The organism is Microbacterium sp. NPDC058062, from assembly GCF_042885375.1.
Lineage (GTDB): Bacteria > Actinomycetota > Actinomycetes > Actinomycetales > Microbacteriaceae > Microbacterium > Microbacterium trichothecenolyticum_C.
This window is the reverse complement of sequence record NZ_JBHVSC010000006.1, coordinates 308477-324300: the sequence shown is the minus strand read 5'-3', so window position 1 is coordinate 324300 and position 15824 is coordinate 308477. Positions and strand designations below refer to the sequence as shown.

At 70.9% G+C, this 15824-nt stretch carries 16 protein-coding genes; 6 read left to right on the top strand and 10 right to left on the bottom strand.

Annotated features, from left to right (window positions below):
- Positions 1-383: 383 nt before the first annotated feature.
- Complete coding sequence (locus tag ACFVSU_RS19760) at positions 384-1205, bottom strand: DUF4184 family protein (RefSeq protein ID WP_387146963.1); 822 nt, start codon at positions 1203-1205, stop codon at positions 384-386.
- A gap of 45 nt (positions 1206-1250) precedes the next feature.
- Entirely contained in the window at positions 1251-2552 is a 1302-nt protein-coding gene (tyrS, locus tag ACFVSU_RS19755; protein ID WP_387146960.1) for a tyrosine--tRNA ligase, read from the bottom strand.
- A 200-nt stretch (positions 2553-2752) separates the two neighbouring features.
- Here tyrS and ACFVSU_RS19750 point away from each other — a divergent pair, with 200 nt between their 5' ends.
- A complete protein-coding gene (locus ACFVSU_RS19750) occupies positions 2753-3352 on the top strand; it encodes a DNA-binding protein (protein ID WP_387146957.1) in 600 nt (199 codons plus the stop codon).
- Between the two features lie 4 nt (positions 3353-3356).
- Positions 3357-3953: a hypothetical protein gene (locus ACFVSU_RS19745; RefSeq protein ID WP_387146954.1), complete on the top strand. Its 597-nt coding sequence runs from the start codon at positions 3357-3359 to the stop codon at positions 3951-3953.
- Positions 3954-3979: 26 nt separating this feature from the next.
- Here ACFVSU_RS19745 and argH read toward each other — a convergent pair whose 3' ends face one another.
- From argH to argC, 7 genes are read right to left on the bottom strand one after another with little or no spacing between them, the layout of a single operon-like run.
- Positions 3980-5413, bottom strand: a complete 1434-nt coding sequence (gene argH, locus ACFVSU_RS19740) for an argininosuccinate lyase (RefSeq protein ID WP_387146951.1) — start codon at positions 5411-5413, stop codon at positions 3980-3982.
- Positions 5414-5456: 43 nt separating this feature from the next.
- The gene (locus tag ACFVSU_RS19735) at positions 5457-6602 is read right to left on the bottom strand and encodes a heparan-alpha-glucosaminide N-acetyltransferase domain-containing protein (RefSeq protein ID WP_387146948.1); all 1146 of its coding nucleotides are present in this window, start codon (positions 6600-6602) and stop codon (positions 5457-5459) included.
- Between the two features lie 13 nt (positions 6603-6615).
- Complete coding sequence (gene argF / locus ACFVSU_RS19730; RefSeq protein WP_387146945.1) at positions 6616-7539, bottom strand: ornithine carbamoyltransferase; 924 nt, start codon at positions 7537-7539, stop codon at positions 6616-6618.
- Entirely contained in the window at positions 7536-8750 is a 1215-nt protein-coding gene (locus ACFVSU_RS19725; RefSeq protein WP_387146942.1) for an acetylornithine transaminase, read from the bottom strand. The genes argF and ACFVSU_RS19725 overlap by 4 nt, the downstream gene beginning before the upstream one ends.
- Positions 8747-9646 (bottom strand): acetylglutamate kinase, encoded by a 900-nt coding sequence (argB, locus tag ACFVSU_RS19720; RefSeq protein WP_310289958.1) that lies wholly within the window; start codon positions 9644-9646, stop codon positions 8747-8749. The genes ACFVSU_RS19725 and argB overlap by 4 nt, the downstream gene beginning before the upstream one ends.
- Positions 9643-10800: a bifunctional glutamate N-acetyltransferase/amino-acid acetyltransferase ArgJ gene (argJ, locus tag ACFVSU_RS19715; protein WP_387146939.1), complete on the bottom strand. Its 1158-nt coding sequence runs from the start codon at positions 10798-10800 to the stop codon at positions 9643-9645. Before argJ ends, argB begins: the two co-directional genes overlap by 4 nt.
- Complete coding sequence (gene argC, locus ACFVSU_RS19710) at positions 10797-11888, bottom strand: N-acetyl-gamma-glutamyl-phosphate reductase (RefSeq protein ID WP_387146936.1); 1092 nt, start codon at positions 11886-11888, stop codon at positions 10797-10799. The genes argJ and argC overlap by 4 nt, the downstream gene beginning before the upstream one ends.
- 280 nt (positions 11889-12168) lie before the next feature.
- On the opposite strand from argC, the gene ACFVSU_RS19705 reads away from it, so the two are divergent.
- From ACFVSU_RS19705 to ACFVSU_RS19690, 4 genes are read left to right on the top strand one after another with little or no spacing between them, the layout of a single operon-like run.
- Positions 12169-12831 (top strand): hypothetical protein, encoded by a 663-nt coding sequence (locus tag ACFVSU_RS19705; RefSeq protein ID WP_387146932.1) that lies wholly within the window; start codon positions 12169-12171, stop codon positions 12829-12831.
- Positions 12824-13123, top strand: a complete 300-nt coding sequence (locus tag ACFVSU_RS19700) for a transcriptional regulator (RefSeq protein ID WP_387146929.1) — start codon at positions 12824-12826, stop codon at positions 13121-13123. The genes ACFVSU_RS19705 and ACFVSU_RS19700 overlap by 8 nt, the downstream gene beginning before the upstream one ends.
- Positions 13120-14061 (top strand): ABC transporter ATP-binding protein, encoded by a 942-nt coding sequence (locus ACFVSU_RS19695; protein ID WP_387146926.1) that lies wholly within the window; start codon positions 13120-13122, stop codon positions 14059-14061. The genes ACFVSU_RS19700 and ACFVSU_RS19695 overlap by 4 nt, the downstream gene beginning before the upstream one ends.
- Positions 14061-14813, top strand: coding sequence for an ABC transporter permease (locus tag ACFVSU_RS19690; RefSeq protein ID WP_387146923.1), 753 nt, complete (start codon positions 14061-14063; stop codon positions 14811-14813). Before ACFVSU_RS19695 ends, ACFVSU_RS19690 begins: the two co-directional genes overlap by 1 nt.
- Here ACFVSU_RS19690 and ACFVSU_RS19685 read toward each other — a convergent pair.
- Positions 14804-15784 carry an NAD-dependent epimerase/dehydratase family protein gene (locus tag ACFVSU_RS19685; RefSeq protein ID WP_387146920.1) on the bottom strand — a complete coding sequence of 327 codons (981 nt, stop codon included), beginning with the start codon at positions 15782-15784 and terminating at the stop codon, positions 14804-14806. The genes ACFVSU_RS19690 and ACFVSU_RS19685 overlap by 10 nt on opposite strands.
- Positions 15785-15824 lie beyond the last annotated feature (40 nt).

Genomic DNA, 15824 nt, shown 5'->3' with positions numbered 1-15824 from the left:
TGGCATTTGACAAGTGCACGCTGTTGAGTTCTCAAAGATCGGACGCACCAACCCGCAACGAATCTCACGACCCGCTACCCCGGCTGGGCAACTTCACTAGTCTATCCCGCCCGACCCGTCTGTCAAACCGACACGCCGTGATCTTAAGATCATCTGGCTCGTCGGCGACCGCGGTCTCCGAGGCAGGAACCCCATCCTCGACCCGCATGCGGGACGCTCGAACGAGCGTGGAAGGAAGAGGGTTGGTTCTCCACTTGAGGGGGGTAAGGCTCTCGGCCTCTCCGCTTCCCTGTGGGGCGAACAAGTAATACTTTACGTGCGTCCCGGTGTCTCGTCGAATCGGCGTCGCGCCCCGGGCGTGTCGCACGCCCGCACCCGCGGAATCACGCGGGAATCGTCACTCCCGCGGTGCGGCGGCGGAGTACCTGCACCACCACGCACAGCGCGATGGTGATCGCGCCCCACACCGCGCATGCCGGCGGAAGCACGCGATAGCCCAGGTGGGCGACGGTGAACTCCGCGTCGAGCGGGCCGAAGACGGCGAGTCCCCACACCCACGTCGCCAGCAGCGTCACCGGCAGCGACACCCACCACACCCCGCGGACCCACGAGGGGATCACACACGCAGCGGGTGCCTCGGGGTGACGGCGCACCAGCCACATCAGCATCCAGATCCCGAGGATCGCGAGTCCGATCGCGCTCGAGCCGTGCTGCAGCCATTTGAATCCCGGAAGCGGTCCCCACTCGGACTCCAGGGCCGGGATCACCGTCGTCCCCCACCGACCCTCGTGGGTGAACAGATCCCACACGATGTGGCTCACGACGCCGATCGTGAGCGAGAGGACGAGCAGCAGCATCCCGCTCCACGACACCCGCGCGGGTGATCCCGAGATCGCGAGCGTCTCGCGGAGGGCTGGGCCGGCGCCGGCATCCCACTCCCCCGGCAGCCGCGCCGCCAGCCATCGCGGCGAGAGCTCGCGAACTGCCGGCCGCAGCAGCACACGCCAGACCAGGAGCAGCCCGAATGCCAGCAACATGGTCGCCGGCACCCACCCGAACGCATGCGTGACGCCGTAGTGCAGCGGCAGTCCGCGGACGAACAGCGGCAGGTCCGGCGCCATCGCGCCGATCGCGATCGCCGCCGGCACGAGCGGGGTGCGCACGAACGGCAGCGCGACGACGGCGTGGCTGGGGGTGAACGGCATCCGTCAGCCGTCCATCCGCAGAGCCACGCCGCTCGTCACCGAGCGTCAGCCGACGAACACGCCCGCGAGCGTCTTCTTGCCGCGCCGCAGCACCGAGACTCCGCCGGGAAGAGCGCCGGACACGGTCGCCGACTCGTCCTCGACCTTGGAGCCATCGAGCGAGACACCGCCCTGGGCGATCGCCCGCCGGCCCTCCGACAGGCTCGAGACGAGGCCGGTGTCGACCAGCGCCTGCACCACGTTCGTCCCCGAGGCGACGGTGGCGTTGGGCAGTTCTTCCAGCGCGTGACGCAGAGTGATCGCGTCGAGCGAGGCGAGGTCACCCTGGCCGAACAAGGCCTCGGAGGCGGCGATGACGGCGGCCGCGGCATCCGTCCCGTGCACGAAAGCCGTGACCTCGAGAGCCAGGCGCTTCTGCGCGGCGCGGCGGAACGGCTCGTCGGCGACCAGGCGCTCGTAGTCCTCGATCTCGGCGCGCGTCAGGAACGTGAAGATCTTGAGCCGCTGGATCACATCGGCGTCGTCGGTGTTCAGCCAGAACTGGTACATGCGGTACGGGCTGCACATCGCGGCGTCGAGCCAGATCGCGTTGCCCTCGCTCTTGCCGAACTTGGTTCCGTCGCTGTTGGTGATCAGCGGAGTGCCGATCGCGTGCACCGACACGCCCTCGACGCGGTGGATGAGGTCCGTGCCGCTGGTGAGATTGCCCCACTGGTCGCTGCCGCCCGTCTGCAGCACGCAGCCGTATTGGCGGTAGAGCTCGAGGAAGTCCATCCCCTGCAGGATCTGGTAGCTGAACTCGGTGTAGCTGATGCCGGCCTCGGAGTTCAGGCGCGCCGCGACGGCGTCCTTCTTGAGCATCGTGCCGACGCGGTAGTGCTTGCCGATCTCGCGCAGGAAGTCGATCGCGCTCATCGGCGCGGTCCAGTCCAGGTTGTTGACGATGCGTGCGGCGTTGTCGCCCTCGAAGCTCAGGAACCGCTCCACTTGCGAGCGCAGGTAGCCGACCCATTCGGCCACCGTCTCGCGCGTGTTGAGCGTGCGCTCGGCGGAGGGACGCGGATCGCCCACGAGTCCGGTCGAGCCGCCGACGAGTCCGAGCGGCTTGTGGCCCGCGAGCTGCAGGCGGCGCATCGTCAGAAGCTGCACGAGGTTTCCAAGGTGCAGACTCGGCGCAGTCGGGTCGAAGCCGCAGTAATACGTGATCGGGTCCCCGGCGAGAAGGGCGCGCAGCGCCTCCTGATCGGTGGACACATGCACGAGCCCACGCCACACGATCTCATCCCACACGTTCTCGAACGTCGGGTCGATCGCGGGCGCAGTCGCGCTCACGACGGTTTCAGACACGCCCGCCAGGCTATCAGCGACGGATGCCTCGCCCTGCCCGCGCACGGTCGGCTCGGCGGTGCGCCCGCCTGACGGAAGGCGGACTGCGGGCGTTCAAGCCTCTGGGCTAAATATCGAACATATTTAGCCCACAGGCTTGTGTGGCTGAAGCCCTCAACCTAAACTTGGCCGCACTTAAGCTCTCACGCATAAGGAATGCCATGTTCGTGATCACCAGCGACCAGCGCGACAGCCGGAGCAGCGCAGACCTCGTACCTGCGGCTCTGGCATCCGTCCACGCGAAGGGGCACCAGGGCCTCGCGCTGGCTCCGGAGCGCACCGCGGGCGACGAGGTCCAGGTCGCGGTGGCCGACCCCGCAGCGCTGCTCGAGATCGTGCTCGACCTGACGCGCTCAGGTACATGGAGCGTCGGGGTCGGCGCCGGCGAGGTCGAATCGCCGTTACCCGACAGCGTACGGGCCGCACGCGGCGAGGCCTTCGTGAACGCGCGCGATGCGGTCGATCGCGCGAAGAAGGCCGCCACCCGCGTCGCGATCACCGCACCGGAGGGCGGGGCCGACGCCGAGGCGCTCGTGCGGCTGCTGGTCGAGCTGCGCGATCGACGCACCGCCGAGGGGTGGGAGATCTACGACCTGCTCGCCGAGGGGATCACGCAGCGCGAAGCCGCCGCGCGCCTCGGCATCTCGGAGGGCGCGGTCAGCCTGCGCGTGAAGTCGGCGGGGCTTCGGACGGAGGAGGCAGCGGTGCCCGCGCTCGTCCGCGTGCTCGCGCGGCTGAGTCCGGGGCCCGTGCCAGACTGACGCCATGGTCTCCCCGGACGTGATCCTCGTCGCCGCGCTCACGATCTTCCTGTTCCTCGCGCTCTGCGGCGCACTCGTGCTGGTGGTGATCAGCCTCCGCAAGCCCTCGACCATCCCGCTGGTGGTCGCGGGCGTGCTCGTCGTCCTGTGCCTGCTCGCGGTGACGGTGTCCCCCGTCAACGTGCCGCTCCTCCTCGGGCTGGGCATCGCCATGCTCGGCACCGCCCTCGGAGTACTGGGCGGCAACCCGATCACGCGGCGCATCCTCGAGATCGCGAGCCACGGGCGCGTCGAGGAGGGCGACAACGGCGGCATCCTCCTGCGCGCGCCGTCGCTGCCGGGAGCCGTCGCCGGCGAGGGCGCCGTCCGCGAGGTGATGCGCGGCGGCACGACGATCGGCTATCTCGAGCGCCTCGCGGTGACGCTCGGGATCATCGCCGGATTCCCCGAGGCGATCGCCGTGGTCGTGGCGCTCAAGGGCATCGGCCGGTTCTCGGAGCTCGCGACCGCCGAGGCGCGCGAGCGCTTCATCATCGGCACGCTCTCGAGCCTGGTGTGGGCGTGCGTCGTCGCGGCCTTGGTGCGCCTCGCGATCTGGTGATCACGATGGGCTCGCGCCGCTGAGGCTCAGAGCCCGAGGGCGTGCGCCGCGTCCTGGACGCGCTGGACCAGCTCGGCCCGCTGCTCGGCGACCCGGACGGGCGCCGTGCCGCCGACGCCGGTGCGGCTCGCGACCGAGCCCTCCACGCTCAGCACCTCGCGGACCTCGGGCGTGAGGTGCTCGGAGACGCCGGCGAGCTGCGCGTCGGAGACCTCATGCAGCTCCAGGCCGTTCTCCTCGCACACGCGGACCAGGTGCCCCGAGATCTCGTGGGCGTCGCGGAACGGGACGCCCCGCTTCACGAGCCACTCGGCGACGTCGGTCGCGAGCGAGAACCCCTGCGGAGCGAGCGCCGCCATGCGGTCGGTGTGGAAGCGCATGGTCGCGACCATGCCGGCGAATGCGGGCAGCACCGTCTCGAGGGTGCGGACGGAGTCGAACACCGGCTCCTTGTCCTCCTGCAAGTCGCGGTTGTACGCGAGCGGGAGGGCCTTGAGCGTCGCGAGCAGTCCGCTGAGGTTGCCGATGAGGCGGCCCGCCTTGCCGCGCGCGAGCTCGGCGATGTCGGGGTTCTTCTTCTGCGGCATGATGCTCGAGCCGGTCGAGTAGCCGTCGTCGAGGGTCACGAAGCCGAACTCGCGCGTGTTCCAGAGGATGATCTCCTCGGCGAAGCGCGAGACGTCGATCCCGATCATGGCCGTGATGAACGCGAACTCGGCGACCACGTCGCGCGAGGACGTGCCGTCGAGCGAGTTCTCCGCCGGACGGTCGAGCCCGAGCTCGCGCGCGACGAGCTGCGGGTCGAGGCCGAGCGTCGAGCCGGCGAGCGCTCCGCCGCCGTACGGCGACACCGCCGCGCGGGCCGACCAGTCGCGCAGGCGCTCCAGGTCGCGCACCAGCGGCCACGCGTGGGCCTGCAGGTGGTGCGCGAGGAGCACGGGCTGCGCGTGCTGAAGATGCGTGCGCCCCGGCGTGATCGCGTCGGGGTGGGCGTCGGCCTGCGCCACGAGCCCGTCGACGAGGCGGAGGATCTCGCGCGCGATCGTGCGCGAGTGGTCGAGCAGGTACATGCGCACGAGCGTCGCGATCTGGTCGTTGCGGCTGCGACCGGCGCGCAGCTTGCCGCCGAGCTCGGCGCCGACGACGCCGATCAGCGCCTGCTCGAGAGCGCCGTGGACGTCTTCATCGGATGCCCCGGGCCGAAGCGTCCCGGCGGTCACGCCTCGGGCGAGCTCATCGAGGCCCTCGTGCATGGACTGCTCTTCGTCGGCCGTGAGATACCCGGCCGCGGCGAGGGCCTTCGCGTGGGCGTGGGAGCCGGCGATGTCGTACAGCGCGAGATCCCAGTCGAAGTGGGTCGATCGGCTCAGCTCGGCGAGCGCCGGGGACGGCCCCGACGCGAAGCGGGCCCCCCACAGTGCGCCTTCGTTGGTCCCGCCGTCGCCCTTCGATTCACTCACCCGACCAGCCTACCGACGCGCCGCCCGCCCGACCGCCGCGATGTCATCGTCGCCGATCGGCGGGAACGGCGAAGCGCGCGGCCGAATCGAGCAGCGTCTCGAGCGGGCCGCGGCCGACGAGGAGCGCCCATGCGGTGCACAGGACGACGGTGCCGATGGTGAGCGGCCAGAAGGGCAGGAGCGCGCGGAAGCCGATGAGGTCGCCGACCCGGTCGAGCACCGCGGCGGCGACGGCGGCCCACACCAGGAGCTGCAGCGCGTACGCGGTCAGCGGCATCGCCCCTACGGCCCGCAGCGGCAGCACCACCCACACCAGGAACGTGCGGCACGCGAGCAGGCACACCCCGAGGACGGCGAGCGCGAAGCCGCCGGAGCCGATCACCTCGAGCAGACCGGTGGAGTGCGGGCGGACGGTCCAGAGCGCTCCGAGATACGTCGCCGCTTCGGCCTCGGGGTCTGCGCCGGTCGCGGCACCGAGCCCATAGCCGAGCGCGGCGAGCAGCGTTCCGGCGACGACGAGCCGCACCTGCACCCGCAGCCGGGTCACGCCGGCGCGCGCGACGCCGAGGCCGGCCACGACGAACACGATCCAGGTCGTGAACGGGTAGTGCCACCCGAGTCCGAGCGACACGGGGCCGCCGATCGCGGTGCTCCAGAACGGGAGCGCGTCGAGGACGATCTGGACGAACGGCATGACCAGCGCCAGCCCCGCGGCGAGCGGCAGGAGCACTCGCGCCGGCAGGGACGTCAGCGGCAGCGCCAGCAGGAACATCAGCGCATAGGCCGGAAGAATCACGAACACGGGCACGCCGGTGGCGATGAGCAGGATGCCGAGCACCCAGAGCAGTCCCGCCCGCACGGCCAGCCGCCCGCGCGCCGTGGTCATCGCATCGCCCGTGAGCGGCGCCCGCGCTCCGGTGACCAGGCCGATCGACACCCCGGCGAGCGTCGCGAACAGGATCGACGACCGGCCCGAGACGACGGCGACCCAGGTATCGGGCTCGAGCACGTCGAACGGCTCGGTGATCCAGAGCAGGTGCGCGGCGAACATGCCGAGCACCGCGAGACCGCGCGCGAGATCGACCCCGCCGATGCGCGCGGGACCGTTCAGGCGCTCCCAGCGCGTGGCGAGCCAGCCGTCGGCGCGCGGCGCGGAGCGCTCGGTGTCACTCAGCTCCCGCCCGCTCACCGACCGGGCGCTCTCAGTCCTGGCGGAGGAGCCAGACGAGCAGTGCCTTCTGTGCGTGGAGCCGGTTCTCGGCCTCGTCCCACACGACGCTCTGCGGACCGTCGATCACCTCGGCGTCGACCTCGTAGCCGCGGTCGGCAGGCAGGCAGTGGATGAAGATCGCGTCGTCCTTCGCGAGCCCCATGAGCTCCTGGGTCACCTTGTACCCGCCGAGGTCGCGGAGGCGCTCGAGCTTCTCCTCCTCCTTGCCCATCGACACCCACGTGTCGGTGACGATGACGTCGGCACCGGCCGCCGCCTCGTTGGCGTCGGTGTAGAGGGTGACCGAGCCGCCGGTCTCGGCCGCGCGGCGGTCGGCGTCGGCGATCACGTCGTCGCGCGGGGCGTACGCCTCGGGTGACGCGACGCGCACATGCATGCCGGCGGTCACGCCGGCGAGCACGTAAGAGTGGGCCATGTTCGACTTGCCGTCGCCGAAGAACGAGAGGGTGAGCCCGGCCAGGTCGCCCTTGTGCTCCTTGATGGTGAGCAGGTCGGCGAGCAGCTGGCACGGGTGGAAGTCGTCGCTCAGCGCGTTGACGACGGGCACACGGGTGCCCTCGGCCATCTGCTCGAGGCCGGCCTGCGCGTACGTGCGCCACACGATGGCCGCCACCTGGCGTTCGAGCACGCGGGCCGTGTCGGCCGGGGTCTCCTTGCCGCCGAGCTGGCTGTTCGCGGTCGAGATGATGAGCGGCGAGCCGCCGAGGTCGGCGATGCCGACCGCGAACGAGACGCGCGTGCGGGTCGACGACTTGTCGAAGATGACCGCGACGGTCTGCGGACCCTCGAGGGGCTTGAGCTTCCAGCGGTCCTTCTTGAGCGAGACCGCGAGGTCGAGGATCTCGTCCTGCTCGGCCTGCGTCAGATCGTCGTCGCGCAGCAGGTGGCGGGTCATGCGGGAACCTCCGTGGGGGTGTCGAGCACGAGCGCATCCTCGACGGTACGGAGCGTCGCGGTGAAGAGCTCGACGAACTCGTCGATCTCGACGTCGCCGATCGTGAGGGCGGGGACGAGGCGGATGGTCTCGTCGTTCGGGGCGTTGATCACCAGGCCGTGCTCCTGTGCCGCGGCGACGAGCGCCTTCGAGACAGGATGAACCAGCCCGATGCCGATGAGAAGCCCCGAGCCGCGGCATCCGTCGATCAGATCCGAGTCGATGCCCTCGATCGCCGCGCGCAGCTGTGCACCGCGCTCGGCGGCGTTGCGGACGAGCTCCGCCCGCTCGATCTCGCCGAGCACGGCCCCCGCGACGGCGGTGCCGAGCGCGTTGCCGCCGAACGTCGAGCCGTGCGTGCCCGGGTAGAACAGCTCGCTCGCAGCACCGAAGGTGATGAGCGCGCCGATCGGGAAGCCGCCGCCGATGCCCTTGGCGACGGTGATCGCGTCGGGCGTGATGCCCTCGTGCTGGAAGGCGAACCACTCCCCCGTGCGACCGGCGCCGGTCTGGATCTCATCGATGATGAGGAGCGCCCCGTGGCGCTCGGTGATCTCGCGCGCGGCGGCGAGGTAGCCCTCGGGCAGCGGGATCACGCCGGCCTCGCCCTTGACGGGCTCGACGAACAGGGCGGCCACGCGGTCGTCGATCGCCGCCTCGAGCGCCTCGACCGTCGAGTCGATGAACTCGACGCCCGGCGTCATCGGCAGGAAGGGCTCCTGCATGTACGGCTTGCCGGTGAGGGCGAGCGTGCCCATCGTGCGGCCGTGGAACGCGTCCGTGAGCGCGAGGATGCGCGGGCGCTCGGTGCCGCCGTGGAGGCGGGCGAGCTTGAACGCCGCCTCGTTCGCCTCGGCGCCGGAGTTGCCGAAGTACACGCGGCCCTCGTCGCCGGTGCCGGCGAGACGCTTCAGCGTGGCCGCGAGCTCGAGCTGGGGCGGGGTCGCGAAGTAGTTCGAGACGTGCGCCAGCGTCGCGGCCTGCGTGGCGATCGCGTCGACGAACACCGGGTGGGCGTGGCCGAGCGAGTCGACCGCGATCCCCGCGAGGAAGTCGAGGTAGCGCTTGCCGTCGGCGTCCCACAAGTACGAGCCCTCGCCCCGCACGAACATCTGCATGCGAGCACCGAAGCTCTTCACGAGGTCGCGCCCCGCATCGTCCTGCCACGTCATCCGAGCACCACCTCTGTTCCGATTCCCTTGCTGGTGAAGATCTCCACGAGTACCGAGTGCGGCACCCGCCCGTCGATGATGGCCGCGGTCTCGACGCCGCCCTCGACGGCCTCCAGGCACGCCGCCATCTTCGGGATCATGCCCGACTCGAGCGTCGGCAGCATCGCCTTCAGCTCCGTCGAGGTCAGGTGCGACACGAGCGAGTCGCGGTTGGGCCAGTCGGCATAGAGCCCCGCGACGTCAGTGAGCACCACGAGCTTCGCCGCACCGAGTGCGACGGCGAGAGCGGATGCCGCAGCATCCGCGTTCACGTTCAGCGAGTGTCCCGGGTGGTCGAGGTCGGGGGCGATGCTCGAGACGACGGGGATGCGCCCTGCCTCGATCTGATCGAGCACCGGCTGCGGATCGACCTCGACGACGTCGCCGACGCGACCCAGGTCGTGCTCGACGCCCTCGATGACGACGCCGCGGCGACGGCCGCCGAAGAGGCCCGCGTCCTCGCCGCTGAGGCCGGTCGCGACCGGGCCGTGCGCGTTGATCTTCGACACGAGCTGCGGGTTGATCTGACCGGTGAGCACCATGCGCACGACCGAGATCGCCTCGGTCGAGGTGACGCGGTAGCCGCCCTTGAACTCGCTCGGGATCGCGAGGCGGTCGAGCATCGACGAGATCTGCGGGCCGCCGCCATGCACCACGACGGGCTTGACCCCGACGTAGCGGAGGTAGGCGATGTCGGCGGCGAAGGCGTCCTGCAGCTCCTCGCTCACCATCGCGTTGCCGCCGTACTTCACGACGACGATCTGGTCGCGGAAGCGCTTGAGCCACGGCAGCGACTCGATGAGGGTCACCGCCCGGGCGCTGGCTTCGCCGGGATCGGTCTCTTGCAGGTCGGTCATGAGGAATACGCGCTGTTCTCGTGGACGTAGTCGTGGGTGAGGTCGTTCGTGAGGATCGTCGCCGTCGCCGCGCCGACCTTCAGGTCGATCACGAGGTGCGTCGCGCGCGGCGTCAGGTCGACCGCCTCGCGCGGCGCGTCAGGACCGCCGGCGCTGCAGACGCGCACGCCGTTCATCCACACGTCGACGTCGTACGGGTCGAACGCGGCCGCGGTCGTACCGATCGCGGCGAGCACACGACCCCAGTTCGGGTCGTTGCCGAAGATCGCCGCCTTGAACAGGTTGTTGCGCGCGACCGACCGGCCGACCTCGACCGCGTCCTCCTCGGACGCGGCGTTGATGACCTCGATCGTGATGTCGTGGCTCGCGCCCTCGGCGTCGCCCTGCAGCTGCTGTGCGAGGTCCTGGCAGACATCGGCGAGCGCCGCGGCGAACGCGTCGGGGTCGGGGGTGACGCCGGAGGCGCCGCTGACCATCAGGGTGACCTGGTCGTTCGTCGACATGCAGCCGTCCGAGTCGAGCCGGTCGAACGTGCGGCCGGTGGCGGCACGCAGCGCCGCGTCGGCCTCTGCCGAGTCCAGCACGGCGTCGGTCGTGATCACCACGAGCATCGTGGCGAGGCCGGGTGCCAGCATCCCGGCGCCCTTCGCCATGCCGCCGATCGCCCAGCCGTCGCCGGCCGCGACCGCACGCTTCGGCTTCGAATCCGTCGTCATGATGGCGAGGGATGCTGCCTCCCCGCCGTCGGCGGAGAGCTCGGCGATGCCCTGCTCGGTGCCGGCGAGCACCTTCGCGCGGAACACCTCGTCGCCGGTGCCGATGAGCCCCGTGGAGCACACGAGGATGTCGCCGGCACTCACATCGAGCAGCTCGGCGGCCTTCTCGGCCGTCTGGTGCGTCGTCTGGAAGCCGAAGGACCCCGTGAAGCAGTTCGCCCCGCCGGAGTTGAGGACGATCGCCTCGACCACGCCGTCGCGGATGACCTCCTGCGACCACATGATCGGGTTCGCCTTCGCCCGGTTGCTCGTGAACACCGCGGCGCCGACCTTCAGCGGGCCTCGGTTGACGACGACCGCCACGTCGGGCTTGCCTGTCGACTTGAGGCCGACGGCGACGCCTGCCGCTTCGAATCCCTGGGGCGCGGTGACGCTCACGGCGCGACTCCGTTCACGGTGAGCGCGGTGCCCTCGGCGAGCCCCAGCGCGATGTTCATGGACTGCACGGCGGCTCCGGCCGTGCCCTTGACGAGGTTGTCGACCGCCGTGACGACCGTCACGCGGTTCGCAGCACGGTCGATGGCGAGGCCCATCAGCGCGGTGTTGGCACCCAGGACGTCGGCCGTGCGGGGGAAGTGGCCCGCCGGCAGCAGCTGCACGAACGTCTCGTCGCCGTATGCGGACTCCCACGCGGCGCGGATCTCGTCGTCCGTCGCGCCCGGCGCGATCGGCGCCGTCGAGGTCGCGAGGATCCCCCGCGACATCGGCACCAGGACGGGGGTGAACGAGATGCGGATGCCTTCGTCGGCGGTGGTGCCGGGGGCGGCGGCTTCGGTCGCTGAGGCCGTCGAAGCGCGTGCCGCGGCGAGCGCCTGGCGGATCTCGGGGATGTGCCGGTGCGATCCGCCTACCGCGTAGGGGTTCGCGGACCCCAGGATCTCGGCGGCGAGCAGGTTCGTCTTGAGGCTCTTCCCGGCACCCGAAGGACCGACGGCGAGCACCGTCACGATGTCGGACGGATCGATGACACCCGCTGCCACGCCGGGCGCGAGGCTCAGGCTCACGGTGGAGGCGTTGCAGCCCGGTGCCGCGATACGGGACGCTCCGACCAGCCGCTCGCGCTGCTTCGAACCCGCCACCGGAAGCTCGGGGACGCCGTAGACCCAGGGGTCGTGGAAGTCGCCGCCGTAGAAGCGATCCCAGTCGGCGACCGACTCGAGCCGGTGATCGGCGCCCGCGTCGATGACCAGCGGCGTGTCGCCGAGGGCGTCGGTGTACTGCCCGGACTGGCCGTGCGGGAGCGCCAGGAAGACGATGTCGTGACCGGCGAGCACCTCGGGCGAGGTCTCGGCGAGGGTCAGATGCGCGAGGGAGCGCAGGTGGGGCTGGTGCTGGATGAGCGGCTGTCCCGCGTTGGAGTGCGCGGTCACGGTGCGGATCTCGACGTCGGGATGCGCGGCGAGGATCCGCAGGATCTCGCCGCCCGCATAGCCGGATGCGCCGGAGACGGCGACCGAATATGTCATGGATTCCACCTTAGAGTCTGGGCGCTTCGACGAAGCTCAGCAGAGGGCCGGAGACGGCGACGCCCACTCGCGACGGTCCATGACAGGACGGCGTGCGGGGTCGCCTAGAGTCGGCGCTCGCCCAGACGGCGTCGGCGCGCGGGAGCGGCGCTCGGAACGAGCGTCGAGAGTCCCTGGGTCGCCGAAGGCATGCGCCGACGATAGCCGCCGGGTCGCAGCATCCGCAAATCAGGTCCGTCACCTCTTGACGCAAAGTACTTTGTGCTGCAAAGTACTTTGCATGAGCACAGACGACACGGATGCCCGCGCCGACGCGGCGCACATGTTCGATCTCATGGAGTCCCAGCGCCGCGCCACCCACCGTCGGCTGCTGCGCGGATACACGGTGCTGCTGATCGTGTGGGCGGCGGCGTGGGCGATCGGCTTCACCGCACTGTGGTTCGGCGACGGCGTCGGCGGCGCCGACGTGCTGCCTGCACCCGTCGCCTGGACGGTGTTCGGCGTGTGCATCCTGGGCGCCGTCGTGTGGTCGATCGTGACGGGTATCCGGAGCGGGTCATCGGGCATCCGTGGCCGATCGCAGCTGCAGGGCATGCTCTACGGCTGGTCGTGGACGATCTCGATGGTGGGCACATGGCTGCTGCTCATGGGCGTTCAGCGCGCGGGACTGTCTCCCGAGGCGTCCTCGCTGCTGTATCCCGGCGCGTTCGTCCTGATGGTGGGCGTTCTCTACCTGGCGGGCGGCGCGCTCTGGCGATCCCCCGTGCAGTACGTGCTCGGCATCGTCATGATCGTCGTCGTCGCGATCGCGACGTTCGTCGGAGCGCCCTACCACTACCTCGTCTACGCCATCGCCGGCCCCCTCGCGATGATCGTCGTCGCCGTGCTCATGGCGCGCGGGGTCCTTCCGCTCGAGCCCCGGCGGGAGACGGCCCATGAATGAGCTCGACCCCGTCATCCACGCCCCCGCTCGCCTGCGCATCATGACCACGCTCGCCGAGGCGCTCGAGGAGGGGGATGAGATGACCTTCCCCCTGCTCCAGAAGCTCCTCGACATGACACCGGGCAACCTCACCACGCACCTCGCGAAGCTCGAGGCCGCGGGCTACGTCGAGAGCACCAAGACGTTCTCCGGCCGCAAGCCCGTGACCCTCGTGGCCATCACCCCGAGCGGGCGCGCCGCCTTTCGCGCGTACCGCACCCAGCTGCTCGAACTCCTCGGAGGATCACGATGAACACCGTCGTCAGCACTCAGCCCCTCGCCCGCACGGGCGACCCCAACGCCGGTGATGCCCTCGTGCGCGCCGACGCCGTCGTCAAGCGCTTCGGCGACGTCACGGCCCTGGCCGGGATCTCGCTCGACATCCGCGCCGGAGAGTGCGTGGGCCTGCTCGGACCGAACGGCGCCGGCAAGACGACCCTGCTGACCCTCATCGAGGGGCTCCGCGTGCCGACCTCCGGCTCCGTGACGCTGTTCGGCGGCGATCCCCGCGACGCCGCATCGCGGGTTCGGCTGGGCACGACGCCGCAGGCGACCGCGCTTCCCGAGGCATTGAAGGTGCGCGAGGTGCTCGAGTTCGTCGCGGCGCACTATCCGTCGCCCGCCGGCCGCGCCGGCATCGTCGAGGAGTTCGGGCTGGGTGACCTGCTGCACAAGCAGTGCGGCGCGCTCTCGGGTGGCCAGCAACGGCGCGTGGCCGTCGCCCTCGCGTTCGTCGGCGATCCCGACCTCGTGCTCCTGGACGAGCCGACCACCGGCCTCGACGTCGACGCCCGCCGGAGCCTCTGGAACGCGGTGCGCTCGCGCCACGCCGCCGGCTGCGCGGTCGTCGTCACCAGCCACCACCTCGAAGAGATCGAGCAGCTCGCCCAGCGCGTGGTCGTGATCGACGAGGGCGTGGTCCGCGCAGACGACTCGCTTGCCGCCATCGTGTCGGGTGTGGCCCGCCAGCGCGTGACCCTCGCGGGACTCGACGCCGCCGAGGTCCAGGCGCTCGCCCCCGAAGCGGTCGTGACCCACGACGCCGATGCCGCCACCGTGACCGCCGTCCTCGCCGACTCCGATGCGTTCGTACGCCGGCTCGCAGCATCCGATCTCCCCTTCTCGAGGCTCACCGTGCGCGGTGCGACCCTCGAGGAGGCCTTCCTCTCGATCACGAAGGGAGCCGCGTGATGTCCACGCTGAGCCTCGCCGCCGTCCACACCAAGTTCAATCTGCTGGAGACCGTCCGCATCCCCATCGCGGTGATCGGCTCTCTCGCGTTCCCGACGCTCGCGTTCTGCCTGTTCGTCCTGCCGCAGCGCATGGTCGTCGACAACCCCGAGTTCGCGACAGCCGCCGTCGCGTCGATGATCGTTTTCGCGTTCATGTCGGCTGGGCTGTTCTCGATAGGGATCGATCTCGCTGAACAGCGCGCCAAGCCGTGGGCGCCGTACCTGCGCACGCTTCCGGGCGCGCCGGCTGCGCGCATCATCGGGCTGATGACCGCGACGCTCATCGTCGCGGCGGTGGCGATGATCCCGCTGCTCGTGATCGGCGGGGTGTTCACGGCTGCGAGCCCGGAGCCGCTCGATCTGCTCGCGGCGATCGGCCTCGTCATCGTCACCGCGGTGCCCTCGGCGCTCATCGGCGTCATCATCGGCACGACGTGCGGGCCGAAGGCCGCGATCGCCGTCACGCAGGTGGCGATGTTCCTGCTGGCGTTCGGCGGCGGCCTGTTCCTTCCGCCGGTGATGTTCCCCGAGTGGCTGAACGTCGTCTCGATGACCCTGCCGGTGCGGCAGGCGCGCGAGATCGTCGTCGGCACGGCGCTGGGCACGGGGGCTCCGCTGTGGGCGGTGGTCGGGATCCTCGCGTGGACGCTGGTGCTGGGCGCCTTGGCGGTGTGGCTGTACCGCCGCGACGAGGGGCGCCGCTACCGCTGAAGCTCGCCGAGCAGCGCCACTTCGTCGGGCCGGGTCAGCCCGGCCCGGCGATCGCGGTCGAGGCCGCGGGCGCGCTCGTCGGCGAGGGTGCGGTCCAGCGTCTCGCTCACGGGACGGAGGCGGCCACCGAGCAGGCGGTAGGCGGCGTTCGAACGGGTCCAGAACCCCGGCATGTCGGCCGGCAGCCAGAGCGGCAGCGAACGCGCCCCCATCCAGTACGCGACGTCGTGCGCCGCGAGCCACTCGTCGTCGGCCGCGGCGAGCGCGCCGGTGTGCCCGGCGACGTCACGCGCGTCCGCGAAGAGCCGGTCGAGTGCCACCGGATCGCCGACGGCGTTGACGACGCCCGTCCATCGCTCGCGGCCGACCGCCTGCACGAACTCCGCGAGGTCGTCGACGTCGATCACCTGGGCGCCCCGATCGGCGGTGTCGGGCCCCAGCACGTCGTCCGGTCCGGCGAGGGCGAAGCGGCTGACCCAGTATCCGAACCGGTCGGTCGGGTCACCGGGTCCCACGATGAGCCCCGGACGCACGATCGCCGCGCGGAATCCGAGGACGGAGCGGACGGATGCCTCGGCCCGCACCTTCGCGCGACCGTAGTCCTCGTCCTCGTCGGGGCCGGCAGGCGTCAGCAGCTCGGCTGTCTCGTCCGCGCCCGGCACGTCGTCGGCGGCGTACACGGACACGGTCGAGATGTAGGTCCAGTGCCGCGTGCGCTCCCCCAGCGCCGCGACGGCGGCGGCGACGTGCACCGGGTTCGACGACACGTCGACGACCTCGTCCCACTCGCGCCGGGCGACCTCGTCATACGCGTCCGGGTCGTTGCGGTCGGCGACGACGAGCGTCGTCCCGTACGGCGCGTCGCGTCCGCCTCGGGCGAGGCACGTCACGGCGGCTCCGGCATCTGCCCACCGCTCGGCGATGCGCCCGCTCAGCCAGCCCGTCCCGCCCAGCACCAGTACGTCGGTCATGCCTCCACCCAACCAGACGCCCCGGGTCGAGGCATCCCCT